Below are 20429 nucleotides of genomic sequence, written 5' to 3'. Positions count from 1 at the left end.
GGCGCGGGCCGCGGCCCGGTCGGCCGCCGTGGCGGCAGGCGCGGCCCCGGGGCGGGGAATGATCAGCCCGTGGCTGGGTCAGCCGGTGAGGCCGTTGCGGACGGCCCAGAGGGCGGCTTGGGTGCGGTCGGCCAGGTCGAGCTTCATCAGGATGTTGGAGACGTGCGTCTTCACGGTCTTCTCCGAGAGGTGCAGGCTGCGCGCGATCTCACGGTTGGAGCGGCCGTCCGCGATCAGGCCCAGGACCTCCTGCTCGCGGTCGGTCAGCGCCCCGCCGCGGCCCTGCGGGGCGCGACCGGAGAGGTCCTCGGAGAGCAGCGCGCCCGCCAGCTCCGGCTGCAGCAGCACGTGTCCGGCGTGCACCGAGCGGATCGCGCCGGCCAGGGCGTCCGGGTCGACGTCCTTGTAGACGTAGCCGGCGGCACCCGCCCGCAGCGCGGGGACGAGGGTGCGGTGCTCGGTGAAGCTGGTGACCACCAGCACCTTGGCCGGATTGCCCTTCTCCTTGAGCAGTTGGAGGGCCTCGATCCCGTCGGTGCCGGGCATCTTGACGTCCATCAGCACGACGTCCGGCTTCAGCTCCTCGGCTGCCGCGACGCCCTCCGCGCCGTCCGCGGCCTCGCCCACGACCTCGATGTCGGGCTGGACCTCCAGGAAGGTGCGCAGGCCCCGGCGGACCACCTGGTGGTCGTCGACGAGCAGCACGCGGATGGTTGCTGACGACCGCTCAGCCACCGGGCACCTCCAGTTCCACGACGGTCCCCTTGCCCGGGGACGACTCGATGCGCAGGGCGCCGCCGACCGAGGCGGCCCGGTCCCGCATGGACACCAGGCCGAGGTGGCGTCCGGCCCGGCGGACCTCCTCGGGGACGAAGCCGCGGCCGTCGTCCACGACGCGCAGCCTGGCGCCGCGCTCCCCCGCGCGGCGCAGCTCGACCGCCACCGTGCTCGCGCCGGAGTGACGCAGGGCGTTGTGCAGCGCCTCCTGGGCGACCCGCAGCACCGCCTCCTCCTGGCCGCCCGGCAGGGTGCCGATGCGGTCGTGGGCGAAGCTGACGGATGCCTTGTGCGCCCGGTCGAGGACGTCCACCTGGGAGGCGAGGGTCGGCAGCAGGCCGTCCTCGTCCAGCGCGGCGGGCCGCAACTCGACCACCACGCTGCGGAGTTCGTCGGCCGCCTCGGCCGCGAGCCGGGACACCTCGGCCAGTTCGCGGCGGGCCCGCGCCGGGTCGCGCTCGACCAGCGCGGCGGCGGCCTGGGCGGTCAGCCGGAGGGAGAACAGCTTCTGCGAGACGGCGTCGTGCAACTCGTGGGCGATCCGGGCGCGTTCGCCGACCAGGGTCAGCTCGCGGCTGCGCTCGTAGAGGCGGGCGTTGATCAGCGCCAGCGCGGCGTGCTGGGCGAGGATCCGCAGCAGTTCCTCGTCGTGCGCACTGAACGGGCTCCCGTCCTGCTTGTTCGCCAGGAAGAGCGCGCCGAGGATCTCGTCCTCGTCCTGGATCGGGACCCCGAGGAAGGCGTGCAGCTCGGGGTGCGCGGACGGCCAGCCGCCGAAGCGGGGGTCCGTGCGCACGTCGCCGAGCCGGGTCGCGGTCCGGCTGTGCAGCATCGCCGCCAGGATGCCGTGTTGACGGGGCAGCGGGCCGATGGCCCGCCACTGCGCCTCGCTCACGCCGTCGACGACGAACTGGGCGAAGCCGCCGTGGTCGTCGGGCACGCCGAGGGCGGCGTACTCGGCTCCGACGAGCGCGCGGGCCGAGGAGACGATCCGCTGCAGCACCTCGCGCACCTCGAGGTGACGGCTCATGGCCAGCACGGCGCTGCTCACCGCCTCGATGCCGCCGAGGCACGGGTCGCAGGCCGGGGCGGCAGGGGGTTCGCGGTGCTCGTCGCCGGTCATGCGGTCACGGTACCGCCCGGTGATCCACAAGGCATCGGACATCCGGCGTAGGACCGGGCGTAGGTCCAAGGTCCCGGGGCCACGGCGGCGGGCGGCCGAGGCGGGTCGGACCGCCGCGAACCTAGCGTCGGGAGGGTCAGCAGGACCGTGAGGTGGAGGGAGCCGGCGATGGGTGCGGGAGTGGCAGTGGTGACGGGGGCCTCGCGAGGGCTGGGCCGGGCACTGGCCCGGGCGCTCGCGGCGGAGGGCTGGTCGCTGGTGCTGGACGCGCGGGACCGGCGGGCGCTGGCCGAGGTGGCGGCGGAGGTGGGCGGCACGGCCGTCCCCGGCGACGTGACGGATGCCGGGCACCGGCGCGAACTCGTGGCGGCGGCAGCGGGGTTGGGAGGCATCGACCTGCTCGTGAACAACGCCGGGACGCTCGGCGTGGAGCCCCTGGTGCCGCTCGCTGAGGCGGACCTGGACGGACTGCGGCGGGCTTTCGAGGTCAACGCCGTGGCCTCGCTCGGCCTGGTCCAGGAGGCGCTACCGCTGCTGCGCGCCTCGGGCGGGGCGGTGCTGAACATCTCCTCCGAGGCCGCGGCCGAGCCGTACCCCACGTGGGGAGCGTACGGCTCGTCCAAGGCGGCCGTGGACCTGTGGTCGGCGGTGCTGGGCGTCGAGGAGCCGGGGCTGCGGGTGTGGGCCCTCGACCCGGGGTCGATGCGCACGGAGATGCTGACCGCGGCGGACGCCGAGGAGGCCGCCGCGGCGCCGGGGCCGGAGGAGCGGGCGGTTCCCGCGGTGCTGCGGCTGCTGGCGGATCGGCCGGAGAGCGGACGCTACGAAGTGGGAGAGGTGCTGAAGTGATGCGCGTGGTCGAGGTCGTCGGGAGGGGCGGCGGCAAGCGCGGCGACCGGGCCGGGCACCGGGCGCAGCCGGACGCCTTCGCGGAGGACTTCGAGCTGCCGGAGGACCTGGAGGCCTCCGCCCCGGTGGAGGAGCGCGGCGGCTCGGGGCGCGACGACGTGCGGCTGCTGGTCGCCCGCGGGGACGCGGGGACCGGGGCGGATGCCGGGGTGACGCACCATCGCTTCGCCGAACTGCCACGGCTGTTGGCGCCCGGCGACGTGCTCGTGGTGAACACGAGCGCGACGCTCCCGGCCGCGGTCGACGGCATGGTGGTCGAATCCGGCGAGCGGGTGGTCGTGCACTTCTCGACCCGCCGCACGGCGGACGAGTGGGTGGTCGAACTGCGGTCCCCGGACGGGCGGGGCTCCACCAAGCAGCGGACGGCGACGGGCCCGGTGACGGTCCGGCTGGCAGGCGGCGCCCTGCTGGCCCTGCGCACGGCGGCGGCCGACGGACGGCGGCTGTGGCGGGCGGTGCTGGGCGCCGAGGACCCGGTGGCGTACTTGCGCCGGTTCGGCCGGCCCATCCGCTACCGCTACACGGACGCGGACCGCCCGTTGACGGCGTATCAGACGGTCTTCGCGGACGCGCTGGCCGAGGTGCGCGGAACCGCGGACGCCGGCTCGGCGGAGATGCCGAGCGCGGCGCGGCCGTTCACGCCCGAGCTGGTGACGCAGCTGGTGTCGGCGGGGGTGCTGGTGGTGCCCATCACCCTGCACACCGGCGTCGCCTCGGTGGAATCCCACGAGCCCCCGTACGCCGAGTGGTTCGACGTCCCGGCGACGACGGCCCGGGTGGTGACGGAGGCCCGTCGCGCGGGCGGACGGGTCGTCGCGGTGGGGACGACGGCGGTCCGCGCGCTGGAGTCGGCGGCGGGCCCCGACGGGGCGGTGCGGGCGGCCCGCGGCTGGACCGAGCTGGTGGTCACGCCCGAGCGGGGCGTGCGGGCGGTGGACGGCCTGCTGACGGGACTTCACGAGCCCCGGGCATCCCACCTGTTGATGCTGGAGGCGATCGCCGGTCGGGACCTGTTGGCCCGCAGCTACGCGGAGGCGCTGCGCGCCCGCTACCTCTGGCACGAGTTCGGCGACCTGCACCTGGTGCTCCGGCGCTGATACCCCCTGGCGGCGCTGGGGTCCCCGGGCCGAAGGCTGGGGGAGAGGAACTGCGCGAGCGACCCACCCCCTGGGAGATCCGGCCCCATGTGCGGGACGAACCTCCCGGGGGGGGTGGGTTGCTCGCGCCGGGGGCACCTCCCGCCGTGGGGGCACCCCCGGCCGAAGGGTGGGGGAGGGTGGGGGATCCTCGCGCCCCCGGAGGGAGCTAGCGTCCGCCGAAGAGGTCGATGTGGATGGTCTCCGGCTGCGGGCCGCCCGCACCGCGCTCGGCGCGGGTCGTGGGCTGAGGGGACATCAGGATCACCATCCCGCCCACCGTCAGGAACACCAGGATCCCCACGGCCACCGGCAGGATGAACTCCGAGGCCGGCATACCGCTCGGGATCACCGGGTCCAGGTAGAGGGACACCCGCACCGCAGTCATCGCGGTGTAGTGCATGGCGACCACGGCGATCCCCGCGATCAGCGCGGCGCCGAGGCTGGCTGCGAAGCCCCGCACGTTCAGGGTCATCCAGAGCGCGGCTGTCGCCGCCACCACCGCGATGGCCACCGAGGCGGCCACGAGCAGCGGGTTGTAGGAGACGGTGCCCGCGACCTGCATGGCGCTCATGCCGAGGTAGTGCATCGCCGCCACCCCGAGGCCGGTGAAGCCACCGCCGATCAGCAGGCTGGCCGTGCCGCGCGGCCGGTGGCCGACCCAGAAGATGCCCACGCCTACGACGACGACGGCGACCCCGAGGCTCGCCAGCGTCCGCGGCACGTCGTAGACGATCGTCGCGTTCGTCACCGTGAAGCCCAGCATCGCGATGAAGTGCATGGTCCAGATGCCGCAGCCGATCGCCGCCGAGGCGAGCAGCAGCCAGCCGCGCCGCCGACGCGCCGGCAGGTCGAGCGCGCGGACGGTGCAGCGCAGGCCCAGAGCCGCGCCGAGGCAGGCGGCGAAGTACGCGAGCAGCGGGTTGACGAGGCCGTAGGTGAACCCGTCGATGTGTGCCATGGCCCAGGAACTCCGATCCGAGCGGCGGTGCAACGGATGAGCGGTCAGGCACATGATGGGAGGCCGAAACGCCGGGCGCGGGGGCCGCAATCGAACTGTTGTGAAAGGACGTGTGCCCCGCGCCGGGAAGGGCGCGGGGCACACGGGTGACGGACCGTCAGGGGCAGGGGCGGCTCAGCGCTTGCGCATGACCTCGGGCTCGTGGCGGCGCAGCAGCCGGACGACGAGGACGGCGCACAGGACGCCGAGCAGGACCAGCGCGCCGACGTCGATGCCCCACTGGCCGATGGTGTGCTTCCACAGCGGGTCGGTCTCGGTCTTGCCCTGCGGCGGGCCCATGATGGCGGGCAGGTTGACGGTCGCGGCCTCGGCGGCGACGGCCCAGCGGGACGGGGCCAGCCAGGCGACCTGCTCCAGACCGGGGGTGCCGAAGAGCGGGAAGAGCGAGCCGCAGAAGACCACCTGGATGATCGCGATGAGCACCAGCAGCGGCATGGTCTTCTCGGCGGTCTTCACCACGGCGGAGACGACCAGGCCCAGCATCATCGAGGTGATGCCCAACAGCATGACCACGAGCACCAGTTCGGGCAGCGGCGTGCCGCTGATCAGCAGCCCGGAGCTGGGCAGCTTGCGCGGCAGCAGGCCGATCGCGGCCACCAGGATCGACTGCACCGCCGTGATCGCGCCCAGCACGATGACCTTGGACATCACGTAGGCCGAACGCGACAGGCCGACCGCCCGTTCGCGTTCGTAGATGACGCGCTCCTTGATCAGCTCACGGACGGCGTTGGCCGCGCCGGTGAGGCAGGCGCTGACCGCCAGGACCAGCAGCACCGTGGCGGCGTCCGAGTTGATCGCGGGCTGTCCGGGGCCGGCCGGCTGGGCCGGGCCCAGGCCGTACTTGGCCGGGATGGCCATCGACAGCACGCCCATGATCAACGGCAGCGCGACCAGCAGGCCGACGTAGCCGCGGTCGGAGGCGATGACGGAGAGATAGCGGCGGATCAGCGTCGACAGCTGCGAGCCCCAGCTCTGCTGCTTCGGCGGCTGGACCGCCTGCACCTGCACCGGCGCGGACTGCGGCTGCACGGCCTCCACGTCGGCGGAGTACATCTGGTAGTGCACGCTGCCGCGGAAGCGGCCGGCCCAGTCGTGGTCCGGGTAGTTCTCGAAGGCCTGGAAGACGTCGGCCCAGGTCTCGTAGCCGAAGAAGTGCAGGGCCTCCTTGGGCGGGCCGAAGTAGGCCACGGAGCCACCGGGAGCCATCACCAGGAGCCGGTCGCAGAGGGCGAGTTCGGCCACGGAGTGGGTGACCACGAGCACCGTGCGGCCCTCGTCGGCGAGGTCGCGCAGCATCTTCATGACGTCGCGGTCCATGCCCGGGTCGAGGCCGGAGGTCGGCTCGTCCAGGAAGATCAGCGACGGCTTGGTCAGCAGCTCCAGGGCGACCGAGACGCGCTTGCGCTGACCGCCGGAGAGAGCGGTGATCTTGTTCTCGGCGCGCTTCTCCAGGTGCAGCTCGGTCAGCACCTCGTCCACCCGGCGCTCACGCTCGGCGGCCTCGGTGTCGCCCGGGAAGCGCAGCTCGGCGGCGTACTTGAGCGCCGTACGGACCGTCAGCTGCGAGTGCAGGATGTCGTCCTGCGGCACCAGACCGATGCGCTGGCGCAGTTCGGCGAACTGCTTGTAGAGGTTGCGGCCGTCGTAGAGGACGTCGCCGCGGTCGGCCGGGCGGTAGCCGGTCAGCGCGCGCAGCAGCGTCGACTTGCCGGAGCCGGACGGGCCGATGACGGCGATCAGCGACTTCTCCGGGACGCCGAAGGAGACGTCGTTGAGCAGGATCTTCTTCGCGCCCTTGTGCTCGACCTCGACGGTCAGGTGCCGGGCGGAGAAGGAGACCTCACCGGTGTCGACGAACTCCTCGAGCCGGTCGCCCACCAGGCGGAAGGTCGAGTGGCCGATGCCGACGATGTCCTGGGCGCCGAGGACGACACGCTGGATCGGCTGACCGTTGACGTACGTGCCGTTGTGGCTCTCGAGGTCGACGATCTCGTAGCGGCCGTCGGCGAGTTGGCGCAGTTCGGCGTGGTGGCGGGAGACCGAGAGGTCGGAGACGACGAGCTCGTTGTCGAGGCCGCGGCCGATGCGCAGCGTCTTCAGACCCGCCGTCAGGTTGCGCACCATCGTGGGGTTGCGCGAGCCGTAGACCGGCTCGGGCGCGGCCTGGCCGCCCCAGGACGCGGCGCCCTGCTGCTGCGGGATGCCCCCCTGGCCGCCCTGGCCTGCCTGCGGGCCGCCCCACTGCTGCTGGGGCTGCGGCGTCTGCTGCTGCGGCTGGGCGTAGCCCGCGTTCGGCTCGAAGCGGCTGGTCTGCACGTCGTACCAGCCCCCGTCACCGCCCGCCGGGGTGGCCGCAGGGACCCCGGCGAAGCTCAGCCGCGGCCCGTTCTCGGCGTTGCCCAGTACGACCACAGCACCCTCGCCCAGCTGGATCTGGGTGAGCCGCTGCCCGTTCGCGAAGGAGCCGTTGGTGCTGCCGAGGTCCTGGAACACCCAGGCATAGCCGTTGAAGCCGATGGTGGCGTGCCGCCACGAGACCCTGGCGTCGGCGATGCTGAAGTCAGAGTTCGGATCGCGGCCGACCGCGTAACTGCGGCCCGGTTCCAGGGTGGTGCGCTGTCCGTTGAGTTCAAGTACCAGTTGCGGCACTGTTGCCTGCCCCACGTGATAGTCCCCCGAGGTGCACCCCTGCGATGCAGGGGCAGTTTAGGGATGCCGAACGACTGGGGGAATCATTCCAGTTTCGGCGTCCACGGCGCGAGCGCTGACGCAGGACTGTTGCCGTGTGGCAATCTGGCGCGCGTGACTGTGTACGGGTACCAGCGGCCCACGGGGGCAGGCAGTTTGGTGCGGGGCGTCATCTGGTCGGCGCTGGCCGCGAGTTGGGCTGTGGTGGCGATGGCCGCCGTGGGGGCGCTGGGCGTGCACCTGCTCGGCCTGGACAAGTACGCCGACCTCGGCGGAGTGACGGCGGCGCTGGTCGCGATGGCGGTGGGCGGAAAGGTCAGCCCGACGGGTGACGTCTCGGTCTTCGGCCTCGACGCGGCCCAGGCCCAGGCGGACATCGGCATCGTGCCGCTGGGTCTGACGGTCGTCGGCGCGCTGGTGCTGGGCCGGCTGTTCGTCAGACCCCTTGGGCGGCTGGGCCGTTTGGAGGTCGCCGAGCTGGCGGCGCGGGCGCTGTCGGCGGTGGTGGCCTTCCTGGTGCTCATCGCCCTCGTCGCCTGGGCAGGCAACGGGACGGTGACGGTCAAGCTCGACTCGCTGACCGGGTCCGGCTCCTCGGGCTCCTCCGGCTCGTCCGGCGGCGACCCGCTCGGCGGCCTCGGCGACCTGGGCGGACTCCTCGGCGGCATCGTGGGCGGCAACACCAAGCCGACGGTGGGCTTCAAGGTGGACCTGGGCCCGACGCTGGGATGGGGCCTGCTGTGGGTCGTCGGCGTGCTCGTCGTCGCCTATCTGGCCTCCCGGCGCGCCGCGCTCCCGGCCGCGTGGGCGCCCCTGGCCCGGCAGGTGCGTCCGGCCGTCTCGACGGTCGTCACGCTGCTGACCGGCGCGATCGCGGTCGGCGCGCTGGCCGGCGTCGTCGTCGGCCTCACCGGCAACGGCGGCGCGCGGACCATCGGGGGGGTGCTGCTGGGCACGCCCAACGGTGTCTTCCTCGCCCTGCCACTGGGCATGTTCGTGCCGCTGACCGGCAAGGCGTCGGGCCTGCTGACGCAGTTCCTGCCGGCTCCGGTGAACCAGTTGCTGAAGGGCGGCTCCGGACAGTCCATCACCGTCCCCCATCTGGCCCAACTCGACGGCAGGGTCTGGCTGTTGCCGGTGGCCGTCGCCCTCTTCCTGCTGGCCTGCGGCGTCATGGCGGCGGTCCGGACGCCGCGCCCGGTGCTGCCCGAGTCCCTGGCGAAGGAGGCCGGCGGCACGGCGCTGCGGCTGGGCGTGGTGCTCGCCGTGGCGGTGCCGCTCATGCTGGCGCTGGCGGAGGTGTCGATCAACGCGGACGTGGGCGTGTTCGGCATCTTCAGCGTGAAGGGCAGCGGGGTCAGCATCAGCGGGAACCTCGGGCTGGGCTTCGTGCTGGGCCTGGTCGAGGGGGCGGTCTTCGGCTTCCTGGGCACGCTGCTGGTCCGCAGGTTCGCGGAGCCGAAGCGGGCCCCGGCACCCGTGGGTGGTCCCACGCCCCCTCCTCCGGCCCCGTACGGCGGCCTGCCCCAGGCCCCCCTGCCCCCGCGGCCGACGGCCAACCCGTACGCACCCCCCGCCTCCCCGCCGGTGGCTCCGCCACCCCAGGACTACAACCCCTATGCCGGCGGCCCGACCCAAGCCCCTCCCCCACCCCCCGAGCCGCCGCGCTAGCCCGTCCGCCCAGGCGGCGCAGCCGCCAGGGGCGCAGCCGCCAGGGGCGCGGGGAACTGCGCGACCGGCCCACCACCCAGGGAGGTTCGTCCCGCAGATGGGGTCGAACCCCCGTGGGTGGTGTGTTGCTCGCAGTGGGGGCACCCGCGCCCGAAGGGTGGGAGCACCGCCCGCCCGAAGGGTGGGGGATCCCCGCGCCCCTGGCGGCTGCGCCGCCCGCTGCGCTCCCGCAGGGCGTCCGAGGGGCGGGACGGGTGGGGGGCCGGGCCGCCAGGCCCGGTAGCGTGGGGGGCACCATGAACGCACAGGTCGCTCGGGCAGACGAGCCTCGCACTCTCCTGGTCAAGGTCTTCGGCAAGGACCGGCCCGGTCTCACCACCGGACTGTTCACGACGCTCGCCGGCTACGGCGTCGACGTCGTGGACTTCGAGCAGGTGGTGATCCGCGGCCGGATCGTCCTCGTCGCCCTGGTCACCGCGCCGCCCGCCGAGGGCGAACTGCGCGCCACCGTGCACCAGTGGGCCGACGCCCGCAAGCTCCAGGCCGAGGTCATCTCCGGCTCGGGCGACAACCGCCCCCGCGGGGAAGGTCGTTCGCATGTGACCGTGCTCGGGAACCCGCTCACCGCGGCCGCCCTGGCCGCGCTCACCGCGCGGATCACCGAGGCCGGGGGCAACATCGACCGCGTCTTCCGGCTGGCCAAGTACCCGGTGACCGCCGTCGAGCTGAACGTCTCCGGCGTCCTCACCGAGGAACTGCGGGCCGCCCTCGCCCCCGAGGCCGCCGCCCAGCGCGTCGACGTCGCCGTGGTCGCCTCCGGGCTGCAGCGCCGGGCCAAGCGCCTGGTGGTCATGGACGTGGACTCGACCCTGATCCAGGACGAGGTCATCGAGCTGTTCGCGGCCCACGCCGGCTGCGAGGAGAAGGTCGCAGAGGTCACCGCCGCCGCGATGCGCGGCGAGCTCGACTTCGCCGAATCGCTGCGTGCCCGGGTCGCCCTGCTGGAGGGCCTGGACGCGAGCGTCGTCGAGAAGGTCCGCGCCGAGGTCCGGCTCACTCCGGGCGCGCGCACGCTGATCCGCACCCTCAAGCGGCTGGGCTACCAGGTGGCCATCGTCTCCGGCGGGTTCACGCAGGTGACGGACGATCTGGTCGAGCGCCTGGGCCTGGACTTCGCCGCGGCCAACACCCTTGAAGTGGTGGACGGGAAGTTCACCGGCCGTGTCGTCGGGGAGATCGTGGACCGTGCCGGCAAGGCGCGGATGCTGCGCCGCTTCGCGGCGGAGGCCGGGGTGCCGCTGGAGCAGACGGTCGCGATCGGCGACGGCGCCAACGACCTCGACATGCTGAACACCGCCGGCCTGGGCGTCGCCTTCAACGCCAAGCCCGTCGTCCGCGAGGCCGCGCACACGGCGGTCAACGTGCCCTTCCTGGACACGGTGCTCTACCTGCTCGGCATCACCCGCGACGAGGTCGAGGAAGTCGTCTGACCCGACGAACGCAGGAGCCCCCGTCGGTGCCGACGGGGGCTCCTGCGTTCGGGCTCTCGCTGGTTGCCGGGGCTGACGCCCCGTCAGTCCTTCGGCGTACGGAAGGTGCTGAGCCGGGCGACGCCCGGTTCCAGGGCCTTCCACGGACCGGGGAACTCGAGCACGGCCACGGCCGCGGTGGGGAAGCCGGTGCCGCGCAGGCGGGCCAGGGCGTCGCCCTCGAACTCGCCGGCCAGTACCTCGGTCAGTCCCTGCACGCCCGGGTTGTGGCCGACGACGAGGACGGTGGCCACCTCCTCCGGGACCTCCTGCAGCACCTCGATGATCTGCCCGGGAGCGGCCTCGTAGAGCCGGTCCTCGTAGACGGTGCGGGGGCGGTGCGGCAGTTCGTGCGCGGCGAGCTTCCAGGTCTCCCGGGTGCGCTGCGCGCTGGAGCAGAGGACCAGTTCGGGCTGGAGGCCGCTGCCGGCCAGCCACTGCCCGACGGCGGGGGCGTCCTTGCGGCCTCGGTCGGCCAGCGGCCGCTCGTGGTCAGGCACGTTCGGCCAGTCGGCCTTCGCGTGCCGGAGGACGATGATCCTGCGGGACGTGTCGACGCTCATGCCTGCCAGCTTGGCAGAAACCGGACGAAGCGGCAGGAGGTCAGCCGATCTGGGCGGCGATGGTCGCGACGATCGAAATGACGATCATGACCCCGGCGATCAGGGCGGCCATCTGCAGCAGCTTCTTGTGGCCGTCCGTGGGGTTGGGTTCGAGTACGGGCATGCCGACGAGTCTGCCATCCACTGCGCGGTCGCCGTGCCCCCCTGCCCGGCCCAGGGCGGCTACTGCCCCAGCTCGTCCTCGACGCTCCTTGGACGGCCGGCCCTGCGGCCGACCACGGCCTGAACGGCCATCAGCACCGCCAGCAGGGCCAGGGGTTCGTACCAGCCGTGCTCCCGCTGGTAGAGGACGCCCACCAGGATCGGCCCCGGCACCGAGATCAGGTAGCCGACGCCCTGGGCGAACGCGGACAGCCGGGCCACGCCCTCGCCGGTCCGGGACCGGAGCCCGATCAGGGTCAGCACCAGCGGGAACGAGCAGTTGGCGATGCCGAGCAGGATCGCCCACACCCAGGGCGCCGCGGCGGGCGCGAAGGCCAGCCCGGCGTAGGAGACCAGTCCGAGGACTGCCAGCAGCAGCACGATCGGCCCCTGGTCCGGACGCCGCGCGGCCAGGGACGGGATGACGAACGACAGCGGCGCGCTGACGGCCATGGTGACCGCGAGCAGCAGGCCGGACTCGGTGGCGGAGATGCCGGCGTCCTGCAGGATCTGCGGCAGCCAGCCCATCGCCGCGTAGGCGGCGGTCGCCTGCAGGCCGAAGAAGACGGCGAGCAGCCAGGCCGTCCGGCTGCGGGTGATCGGCGTCCCGGGCGCGCTTGCGGAGCCGCTCGGCTGGGGGGTCGAGTCCCGCCGCTGCAGCGCGAGTTGGGCCAGCCACAGGACCACCGCCAGCGCCGCCGCCAGGGCCCAGACGCCCAGGCCGACGCGCCAACTGCCGCCCAGCGCGTTCGTCAGCGGCACCGCGAAGGCGGCCGCGACGGAGGTGCCCACCGACAGCGACATCGAGTAGAGCCCGGTGACCGGCCCGACCCGGTCCGGGAAGTAGCGCTTGACCACCACGGGCATGAGGACGTTGGCGACGGCGATGCCGGCCAGCGCCACAGCGGACAGCAGCAGGAACACCGCGCTGTCGGGCGCGAGCGCCCGGGCAGCGAGCCCCAGGCCGATGGCGGCCATGCCGGCGCAGACGGTGACGGCCGGCCCGATCCGCCGGGCGAGCCGCGGCGCGAGCAGGCCGAAGAGCGCGAAGCAGAGGCTCGGCAGCGCGGTGAGCACGCCCGCCATGGCCGCGTTCATGTGCAGGCCCCGGCGCACGTCGTCGAGCATCGGGCCGAGCCCGGCCACGGCGGGGCGCAGGTTGAAGGCGGCCACGAGCAGGGCGGCGAGGAGGAGCGCCTTGGGCGCGGCGGACGGGGCCGGGCGGCCGGCCTCCGGCTTCTGGGCGGATCCGGTGGTGGTTCGGGTGGCGGCGTCGGGGGTGGGCTTGGGGCCGGTGTCGCGGGCGATCCGGGAGGCAGACATGCCAGGATCATACAATCATGGGATGACTTAGTCGCGGGCATTGCGGATGATGGACAATGCCGGGAAGCAGAGCGGAGATTGAGGAGCGTCATGGCACTGACCTCGCCGCGGCGGGAGCCGCTGGCCGACCAGGTGATCGCGCAGCTGCGTGCGCAGATCACCTCGGGCGAGTGGCCCGTCGGCTCCAAGATCCCGACGGAGGCCGAGCTGGTCGAGCAGCTGGGCGTCGCCCGCAACACGGTCCGCGAGGCGGTGCGGGCCCTGGCCCACAACGGGCTGCTGGACATCCGCCAGGGCTCGGGCACGTACGTGCTGGCGACGAGCGAGCTGGCGGGGGTGATGCACCGCCGCTTCGCGGAGGCGGACCTGTCCCAGGTGACCGAACTGCGCCTGGCCCTGGAGGCGGCCGCGGCCAGGCTGGCCGCGGAGCGGCGGACGCAGCGGGACCTCAAGCTGCTGGACACCGCGCTGGCGCGGCGGGAGTCCGCCTGGGAGTCGGGCGACGCGGAGGCCTTCGTGCAGGCGGACGCGTCCTTCCACCAGGCGGTGATGGCCGCGGCCCACAACGACGTGATCGCCGCCCTGTACGCGGACCTGGGCGAGGTGCTGCGGGCGGAGCTACGGCAGGCGGTCGGCCCGGTGCTGGCGGAGCACCGCTATATGAGCCACAGTCAGATCCTCGACGCCATCAGGGACGGCGACGGCGAGCGGGCCTCCAAGGAGGCCGCGGCGGCGCTGACCGGATGCAGGTAGCTGCCCCCCGCGGGGGCGCGCGGATCCCCCAGCGGAAGGCTGGGAGGTGCCACCGGCGCGAGCAGCCCACCACTCAGGGAGGCTCGACCCGTTGGACGGGCCTCACCTCCCCGGGTGGTGGGCTGCTCGCGCCGGGCGACCTCCCGCCCGAAGGGTGGGGGATTCCTCGCGCCCGTTCAGGGGCGCTACGCGCCGATGGCGTGGAGGCCGCCGTCGACGTGGACGATCTCGCCCGTCGTCTTCGGGAACCAGTCGCTCAGCAGGGCGACCACACCCCGGCCGGCCGGCTCGGGGTCGGAGATGTCCCACTTCAGCGGGGACCGCTCGTTCCACGTGTCCGCCAGCTGCGAGAAGCCCGGGATGGACTTGGCCGCCATCGAGCCGAGCGGGCCCGCCGAGACCAGGTTGCAGCGGATGTCCTTCTCGCCCAGGTAGCGGGCCAGGTACCGGCTGGTGGCCTCCAGCGCCGCCTTCGCCGGGCCCATCCAGTCGTACTGCGGCCAGGCGAACTGCGCGTCGAAGGTCAGGCCGACGACCGCGCCGCCGTGCTCCATCAGCGGCAGGCAGGCCATGGTCAGGGACTTGAGCGAGTAGGCGCTGACGTGCATCGCCGTCGAGACCGACTCCCACGGGGTGTCCAGGAAGACACCGCCCAGGGCGTCCTGCGGCGCGAAGCCGATGGAGTGCACCACGCCGTCCAGGCCCCCGAGTTCGGCGCGGACCTTCTCGGCCAGCCCGTCCAGGTGCTCCTGGTTGGTGACGTCCAGCTCCAGCACCTTGACCGGCTTCGGCAGCTTCTTGGCGATGCGCTCGGTCAGGGTCGGGCGCGGGAACGCGGTGAGGATGATCTCGGCGCCCTGCTCCTGCGCCAGCTTCGCGGCGTGGAAGGCGATGGAGGACTCCATCAGCACACCCGTGATCAGGATGCGCTTGCCCTCGAGGATTCCACTCATGATCAGTGACCCATGCCCAATCCGCCGTCCACGGGGATGACGGCTCCGGTGATGTATGCGGCCTCGTCGGAGGAGAGGAAGCGGACCGCGGAGGCGATCTCCTCCGGCTGTGCGTAACGCGCCAGCGGGACCTGGGAGACGATCTCCGCCCGGCGCTCCTCGCCGAGGACCTTCGTCATGTCGGTGTCCACGAAGCCCGGGGCCACGACGTTGACGGTGATGTTGCGGGAGCCCAACTCCCTGGCCAGGGACCGGGCGAAGCCCACCAGGCCGGCCTTGGAGGCGGCGTAGTTGGCCTGGCCGGCCGAGCCCAGCAGGCCGACGACCGAGGAGATCAGCACGATCCGGCCCTTGCGGGCGCGCAGCATCGCCTTGGAGGCCCGCTTGACCACGCGGAAGGTGCCGGTCAGGTTGGTGTCCAGGACCGAGGTGAAGTCCTCCTCGGACATGCGCAGCAGCAGGGTGTCCCGGGTGACGCCGGCGTTGGCCACCAGCACCTCGACCGGACCCTGGGCGGCCTCGACCTCCTTGAAGGCCTGCTCGACCTGCTCCGGGTCGGTGATGTCGCACTTGACCCCGAACAAGCCCTCCGGCGGCTCTCCGGAACGGTAGGTCACCGCGACCTTGTCCCCGGCGTCGGCGAACGCGCGGGCGATCGCCAGACCGATGCCCCGGTTGCCTCCGGTGACGAGAACCGACCGGCTCACTGGCACACCTTCTCTCTGCGCTGTCTTCTCTCGGCAGCCTGACGCTATCCGTTGCCGCGGGCCGCGAGCGAATCGACCCTCCACAGCAGCCCCGGGCCTGAACTGTGGGTTTCTCACAGTCCTGACCTGTTCCGGCTCCGGCTTTTGGGAGGATGCCGGAGTGCCCCGCGAACCGGGGCACCCGGAGAAGGAGGAGAGCGAATGCCGGACACCTCACGGTCCGTGGACGCCGCGTTCCTGGCCCTGCCCGCCCGGGCCCTGGCCGAGGCGGCGCTGTCCCGGGCCCGGGAGCTTGGCGTGGAGCACGCGGACTTCCGGCTGGAGCGGGTGCGCAGCGCGTCCTGGCGGCTGCGCGACGCCCGGCCCGCCGGTACCTCGGACGTCCTGCAACTGGGCTTCGCGGTCCGGGTGGTGTGGCAGGGCTCCTGGGGCTTCGCGGCCGGGGTGGACCTCACCGCGGACGCCGCCCGGAAGGTCGCCGAGCAGGCGGTCGCGGTCGCGAAGCTGTCCGCGCCGCTGAGCGAGGAGCGCGTCGAGCTGGCCGACGAGCCGGTGCACGGGGACGTCACCTGGGTCTCGTCCTACGAGACCAACCCCTTCGACGTGCCGGACGCGGAGAAGACCGCGCTGCTCGCCGACTGGAGCAGCCGGCTGCTGGCCGCCGACGGCGTCTCGCACGTCTCGGCCTCGCTGCTGACGGTCCAGGAGAACAAGTTCTACGCCGACACCGCGGGCACGGTGACCACCCAGCAGCGGATCCGGCTGCACCCGGAGCTGACCGCGGTGTCGGTGGACGAGCGGACCGGCGCCTTCGACGAGATGCGCACCATCGCCCCGCCCGTGGGCCGCGGCTGGGAGTACCTCGCGGGCGGCCCCGGGGCGGGCTGGGACTGGGACGCCGAACTGGCCGAACTGCCGGTGCTGCTGGCCGAGAAGATGAAGGCCCCCAGCATCGAGGCCGGCCGCTACGATCTGGTGATCGACCCGTCCAACCTGTGGCTGACCATCCACGAGTCGATCGGCCACGCCACCGAGCTCGACCGCGCGCTCGGCTACGAGGCCGCCTACGCGGGCACCTCGTTCGCCACCTTCGACAAGCTCGGCTCGCTGCGGTACGGCTCCGAGGTCATGCACGTCACCGGCGACCGGACGGTGGAGCACGGCCTGGCCACCATCGGCTACGACGACGAGGGCGTGGCCACCCAGTCCTGGGACCTGGTCCGCGACGGCGTCCTGACGGGCTACCAACTCGACCGTCGCATGGCGAAGTTGAAGGGGCTGGGCCGGTCCAACGGCTGCGCCTTCGCCGACTCCCCCGCCCATGTCCCGGTACAGCGGATGGCCAACGTCTCGCTGCAGCCGGCCGCCGACGGCCCCGACACGGCGGGCCTGATCGCCGGCGTCGAGGACGGCCTCTACATCGTCGGCGACCGGTCCTGGTCCATCGACATGCAGCGGTACAACTTCCAGTTCACGGGTCAGCGCTTCTTCCGCATCCGCGACGGAAGGCTGGCCGGGCAGGTCAAGGACGTCGCCTACCAGGCCACCACCACCGACTTCTGGGGCTCGATGGAGGCCGTGGGCGGGCCGCAGACCTACGTCCTCGGCGGCGCCTTCAACTGCGGCAAGGCCCAGCCGGGCCAGGTCGCGGCGGTCTCGCACGGCTGCCCCTCGGCGCTGTTCCGGTCCGTCAACGTCCTCAACACCCAAGCGGAGGCTGGTCGCTGATGTCCCAGGCAATCCGACCCCACGAACTCGTCGAGCGCGCACTGGAGTTGTCCCAGGCGGACGGCTGCGTCGTCATCGCCCACGAGGAGTCCACCGCCAACCTCCGCTGGGCGGGCAACAGCCTGACCACCAACGGCGTCACCCGCGGCCGGACCCTGACGGTCATCTCCACCGTGGACGGGCAGCAGGGGACGGCCTCCGGTGTCGTCTCCCGCGAGGCGGTCACGCCGGACGAGATCGAGTCGCTGGTGCGCGCGGCCGAGGCCGCCGCCCGGGAGGCGGGACCGGCGGAGGACGCACAGCCGCTGGTCGAGCCCTACGGGCCGGCCTCGGCGGACTTCACCGCGCCGCCCGCGGAGACATCGGCCGAGGTCTTCGCGGACTTCTCCCCCGCGCTCGGCGAGGCCTTCGCGCTCTCGCGCAAGAGCGGGCGGCTGCTCTACGGCTTCGCCTACCACTCCGTCACCTCCACCTACCTGGGCAGCTCCACCGGCCTGCGGCTGCGGCACGACCAGCCGACCGGCACGCTCGAACTCAACGCCAAGACGGCCGACCTGACGGCCTCCGCCTGGACCGGCGCCGCCACCCGGGACTTCCGCGACGTCGACCCGCTGGCGCTGGAGGCGCAGCTGGCGACCCGTCTGGGCTGGGCGCAGCGGAAGGTGGACCTCGCGGCCGGACGCTACGAGACGATCCTGCCGCCCTCCGCGGTCGCGGACCTGATGATCTACGCGACCTGGTCCATGGGCGGCCGCGACGCCGCCGAAGGCCGCACCGTCTTCTCCAGGGCGGGCGGCGGCACCCGCGTCGGCGAGAAGCTGTCCCGGCTGCCGCTGACCCTGCGCAGCGACCCCGCCTACCCGGGCCTGGAGGCCGCGCCGTTCGTGGTGGCGCACGCCTCCGGCGGCGACAGCTCCGCCTTCGACAACGGCCTGGCGCTGGAGCCCACGGAGTGGATCCGCCAGGGGGAGCTGGCCAACCTGCTGACGACCCGTCACTCGGCGGGTCTGACCGGCCTCCCGGTCCGCCCGGGCCAGGACAACCTGGTCCTGGAGGGCGGCTCGGACGCGTCCCTGGATGACCTGGTGGCCGGCACCGAGCGGGGCCTGCTGCTCACCTGCCTCTGGTACATCCGCGAGGTGGACCCGGCCACGCTCCTGCTCACCGGCCTCACCCGGGACGGCGTCTACCTGGTGGAGAACGGCGAGGTCACCGGGGCGGTGAACAACTTCCGCTTCAACGAGTCCCCGGTGGACCTGCTGGGCCGGATCAGCGAGGCCGGCCGCACCGAGCGGTGCCTGCCGCGCGAGTGGAGCGACTGGTTCACCCGGGCGGCGATGCCGCCGGTGCGGGTGCCGGACTTCAACATGAGCTCCGTCAGCCAGGCGTCCTGACCGCCGCCGGCGGGGGCGCGCCGGGAAACGCTCCGGCGCGCCCCCGACCCCGGTCTCGGCGGAGCGGTCGGCGGGACGTACCGTGGAACGGCTCGATTCGACGGCAGGGGCAGTGGCAGGGGCGGTGGACAGCATGCGCAGGACAGGGCCGGGACGGCCCGGCGTCGTCCGCATCACCGGTGCGCGCACGGGGCTGACCGAGGATGTGAAGGGCCGTCAGCGCCGCTACATGATCTCGATGGCGGTCCGCACGGTGTGCGTGGTGCTCGCCGTCGTGCTGTGGCACGAGTCCCGGATCGCGGCGATCGTGGCGCTGGTCGGCGGCACGGTCATCCCCTACTTCGCCGTCATCGTCGCCAACGGCGGCCGCGAGGGCGCTCCCGGCCTGCCCGACACCTTCGTCGGCGCCCAGCCCCGGACGATGCTCCCGCCGGGCCCGTCGGAGCCGGTGGAGGGCACCATCGTGCCGCCGCGGCAAGGGGACTGACGCAGCCTTAGCGGGACCTTAAGACCGCCGTACGAATGTTTTAAGGATCATTGGTCCGCCGGCCGCGTGCACGTGCCATACTCGACGCGTTCGCTCTGCATCCCCCGTCGGAGCGAGCGCGAGATGCCGGGCGGCTCCCCCCGTGGCTGCCCGGCATCGCTCTGCCCGTAGGGTGGCGGTATGGGGACCGAGTCCGAGACGCCGATCTGCTCCGCGAAGGGCTGCCGCGAGCCGGCGCTCTGGGTACTGAGCTGGAACAACCCGAAGCTGCACACACCCGACCGCCGGAAGCAGTGGCTCGCCTGCGACGCCCACCGCGACTCCCTCAGCGAGTTCCTGGACATCCGCGGCTTCCTGAAGGACATCGAGCCCTTCGAGATCCGCTAGGTCCCGGCCGGCGCGCCGGGGCGCGCTCAGCCGCCGATGGCGGACATGGGGCGGGTGGGCTGGAGGAAGGACGGGTCGTCGATACCGGCGCCGGGCTTCTTGCCCCACATGGCCGCCTGCCAGAGGCGGGCGACGGCCGCGTCGGTGGCGCCGCTGCGGAGGGCGGAGCGCAGGTCGGTCTCCTCGGTCGCGAAGAGGCAGTTGCGGACCTGGCCGTCCGCCGTCAGCCGGGTGCGGTCGCAGGCGCGGCAGAAGGGGCGGGTGACGCTGGCGATCACGCCGACCCGGGCCGGGCCGCCGTTCACCAGCCAGCGCTCCGCGGGGGCCGCGCCGCGTGCGGACGAGGGCTCCGGAGTCAGCTCGAAGGCGGTGCGCAGCTGCCCGAGGATCTCCGCCGCGGTGACCATCTGCGCGCGGTCCCAGCCGTGTTGGGCGTCCAGCGGCATCTGCTCAATGAAGCGCAGCTCGTACCCCCGCTCCAGGCACCAGGCCAGCAGCGGGGCGGCCTCGTGCTCGTTCCGCCCGCGCATCAGCACCGCGTTGACCTTGACCGGGGTGAGCCCCGCCGCCTCCGCCGCGGCCAACCCGGCCAGCACGTCCGCGTGGCGGTCACGCCGCGTCAACTCGCGGAAGACGACCGGGTCCAGCGTGTCCAGGCTGACGTTGATCCGGTCCAGCCCGGCCGCCGCCAGGGCGGGGGCGACGCGCTGCAGTCCGATGCCGTTCGTGGTCAACGACAGCTCGGGGCGCGGCTCCAGCGCCGCGCACTCCTGCACGATGCCGACCAGCCCGGGCCGCAGCAGCGGCTCGCCGCCGGTGAAGCGGACCTCTCGGACGCCGAGCAGCGTCACCGCGATCCGGACCAGGCGGACGATCTCCGCGTCCGTCAGCAGCGTGTCCTTGGCCAGCCACTGCAGCCCCTCCTCGGGCATGCAGTAGGTGCAGCGCAGGTTGCACCGGTCGGTCAGCGAGACCCGCAGGTCGACCGCCGTCCGACCGAACTGGTCGATGAGCCCGGACACGTTGCACCTCCCCTTTTGCGCCTAGCCTATGCCCCGCGGCTGACACCTGCCCGGACG

General features: G+C 73.1%; 19 protein-coding genes. 9 read left to right on the top strand and 10 right to left on the bottom strand.

The genetic code is table 11. From position 1 onward, the window contains the following. Window positions 1–78 precede the first annotated feature (78 nt). Both ACFP3V_RS09025 and ACFP3V_RS09020 read right to left on the bottom strand, forming a co-directional pair. Entirely contained in the window at window positions 79–735 is a 657-nt protein-coding gene (locus ACFP3V_RS09025; protein WP_380581699.1) for a response regulator, read from the bottom strand. Continuing rightward, window positions 728–1900, bottom strand: a complete 1173-nt coding sequence (locus ACFP3V_RS09020; RefSeq protein ID WP_380581697.1) for a GAF domain-containing sensor histidine kinase — start codon at window positions 1898–1900, stop codon at window positions 728–730. Before ACFP3V_RS09020 ends, ACFP3V_RS09025 begins: the two co-directional genes overlap by 8 nt. Before the next feature lie 168 nt (window positions 1901–2068). Between ACFP3V_RS09020 and ACFP3V_RS09015 the strand changes: the two genes are divergently transcribed. Then, window positions 2069–2749, top strand: a complete 681-nt coding sequence (locus ACFP3V_RS09015; RefSeq protein ID WP_380581695.1) for an SDR family oxidoreductase — start codon at window positions 2069–2071, stop codon at window positions 2747–2749. Next, the gene (locus ACFP3V_RS09010) at window positions 2749–3906 is read left to right on the top strand and encodes an S-adenosylmethionine:tRNA ribosyltransferase-isomerase (RefSeq protein ID WP_380581693.1); all 1158 of its coding nucleotides are present in this window, start codon (window positions 2749–2751) and stop codon (window positions 3904–3906) included. The genes ACFP3V_RS09015 and ACFP3V_RS09010 overlap by 1 nt, the downstream gene beginning before the upstream one ends. A 208-nt stretch (window positions 3907–4114) precedes the next feature. Here ACFP3V_RS09010 and ACFP3V_RS09005 read toward each other — a convergent pair whose 3' ends face one another. Together ACFP3V_RS09005 and ACFP3V_RS09000 are read right to left on the bottom strand one after the other, a co-directional pair. Continuing rightward, window positions 4115–4906, bottom strand: a complete 792-nt coding sequence (locus ACFP3V_RS09005) for an MHYT domain-containing protein (RefSeq protein ID WP_380581691.1) — start codon at window positions 4904–4906, stop codon at window positions 4115–4117. A gap of 174 nt (window positions 4907–5080) precedes the next feature. After that, the gene (locus tag ACFP3V_RS09000; RefSeq protein ID WP_380581732.1) at window positions 5081–7615 is read right to left on the bottom strand and encodes an FHA domain-containing protein; all 2535 of its coding nucleotides are present in this window, start codon (window positions 7613–7615) and stop codon (window positions 5081–5083) included. Window positions 7616–7768: 153 nt separating this feature from the next. On the opposite strand from ACFP3V_RS09000, the gene ACFP3V_RS08995 reads away from it, so the two are divergent. Then, window positions 7769–9325, top strand: a complete 1557-nt coding sequence (locus tag ACFP3V_RS08995; RefSeq protein ID WP_380581689.1) for a streptophobe family protein — start codon at window positions 7769–7771, stop codon at window positions 9323–9325. Window positions 9326–9621: 296 nt separating this feature from the next. After that, complete coding sequence (gene serB, locus ACFP3V_RS08990; protein ID WP_380581687.1) at window positions 9622–10815, top strand: phosphoserine phosphatase SerB; 1194 nt, start codon at window positions 9622–9624, stop codon at window positions 10813–10815. A gap of 83 nt (window positions 10816–10898) precedes the next feature. Here serB and ACFP3V_RS08985 read toward each other — a convergent pair whose 3' ends face one another. The 3 genes from ACFP3V_RS08985 to ACFP3V_RS08975 are packed head-to-tail and all read right to left on the bottom strand — an operon-like array spanning window position 10899 to window position 12941. Beyond that, window positions 10899–11417: a SixA phosphatase family protein gene (locus ACFP3V_RS08985; RefSeq protein ID WP_380581685.1), complete on the bottom strand. Its 519-nt coding sequence runs from the start codon at window positions 11415–11417 to the stop codon at window positions 10899–10901. 40 nt (window positions 11418–11457) lie between these two features. Further along, complete coding sequence (locus ACFP3V_RS08980) at window positions 11458–11580, bottom strand: SGM_5486 family transporter-associated protein (protein ID WP_380581683.1); 123 nt, start codon at window positions 11578–11580, stop codon at window positions 11458–11460. 59 nt (window positions 11581–11639) lie between these two features. Beyond that, entirely contained in the window at window positions 11640–12941 is a 1302-nt protein-coding gene (locus ACFP3V_RS08975) for a CynX/NimT family MFS transporter (RefSeq protein WP_380581681.1), read from the bottom strand. A gap of 90 nt (window positions 12942–13031) precedes the next feature. On the opposite strand from ACFP3V_RS08975, the gene ACFP3V_RS08970 reads away from it, so the two are divergent. Continuing rightward, entirely contained in the window at window positions 13032–13694 is a 663-nt protein-coding gene (locus ACFP3V_RS08970; RefSeq protein ID WP_380581679.1) for a FadR/GntR family transcriptional regulator, read from the top strand. 185 nt (window positions 13695–13879) lie between these two features. Here ACFP3V_RS08970 and fabI read toward each other — a convergent pair whose 3' ends face one another. Next, window positions 13880–14647, bottom strand: coding sequence for an enoyl-ACP reductase FabI (gene fabI, locus ACFP3V_RS08965; RefSeq protein ID WP_380581677.1), 768 nt, complete (start codon window positions 14645–14647; stop codon window positions 13880–13882). A gap of 2 nt (window positions 14648–14649) precedes the next feature. After that, a complete protein-coding gene (gene fabG, locus ACFP3V_RS08960; RefSeq protein ID WP_380581675.1) occupies window positions 14650–15354 on the bottom strand; it encodes a 3-oxoacyl-[acyl-carrier-protein] reductase in 705 nt (234 codons plus the stop codon). Between the two features lie 201 nt (window positions 15355–15555). On the opposite strand from fabG, the gene ACFP3V_RS08955 reads away from it, so the two are divergent. From ACFP3V_RS08955 to ACFP3V_RS08940, 4 genes are all read left to right on the top strand, one after another. Continuing rightward, on the top strand, window positions 15556–17082 hold the full coding sequence (locus ACFP3V_RS08955) for a TldD/PmbA family protein (RefSeq protein WP_380581673.1): 1527 nt from the start codon (window positions 15556–15558) through the stop codon (window positions 17080–17082). Next, complete coding sequence (locus ACFP3V_RS08950; protein ID WP_380581671.1) at window positions 17082–18476, top strand: metallopeptidase TldD-related protein; 1395 nt, start codon at window positions 17082–17084, stop codon at window positions 18474–18476. The genes ACFP3V_RS08955 and ACFP3V_RS08950 overlap by 1 nt, the downstream gene beginning before the upstream one ends. Window positions 18477–18609: 133 nt before the next feature. Beyond that, on the top strand, window positions 18610–18963 hold the full coding sequence (locus tag ACFP3V_RS08945; protein ID WP_380581669.1) for a DUF3099 domain-containing protein: 354 nt from the start codon (window positions 18610–18612) through the stop codon (window positions 18961–18963). Window positions 18964–19143: 180 nt separating this feature from the next. Beyond that, window positions 19144–19350, top strand: coding sequence for a hypothetical protein (locus ACFP3V_RS08940; protein ID WP_380581667.1), 207 nt, complete (start codon window positions 19144–19146; stop codon window positions 19348–19350). 26 nt (window positions 19351–19376) lie between these two features. Here the strand turns inward: ACFP3V_RS08940 and moaA are convergent, their stop codons facing one another. Further along, window positions 19377–20372, bottom strand: a complete 996-nt coding sequence (gene moaA / locus ACFP3V_RS08935) for a GTP 3',8-cyclase MoaA (protein ID WP_380581665.1) — start codon at window positions 20370–20372, stop codon at window positions 19377–19379. Between the last annotated feature and the right edge of the window lie 57 nt (window positions 20373–20429).

This window comes from Streptacidiphilus monticola, assembly GCF_042658505.1.
GTDB lineage: Bacteria > Actinomycetota > Actinomycetes > Streptomycetales > Streptomycetaceae > Streptacidiphilus > Streptacidiphilus monticola.
The sequence above is the reverse complement of the archived record's forward strand: the minus strand, read 5'-3'. Positions and strand labels throughout refer to the sequence as shown.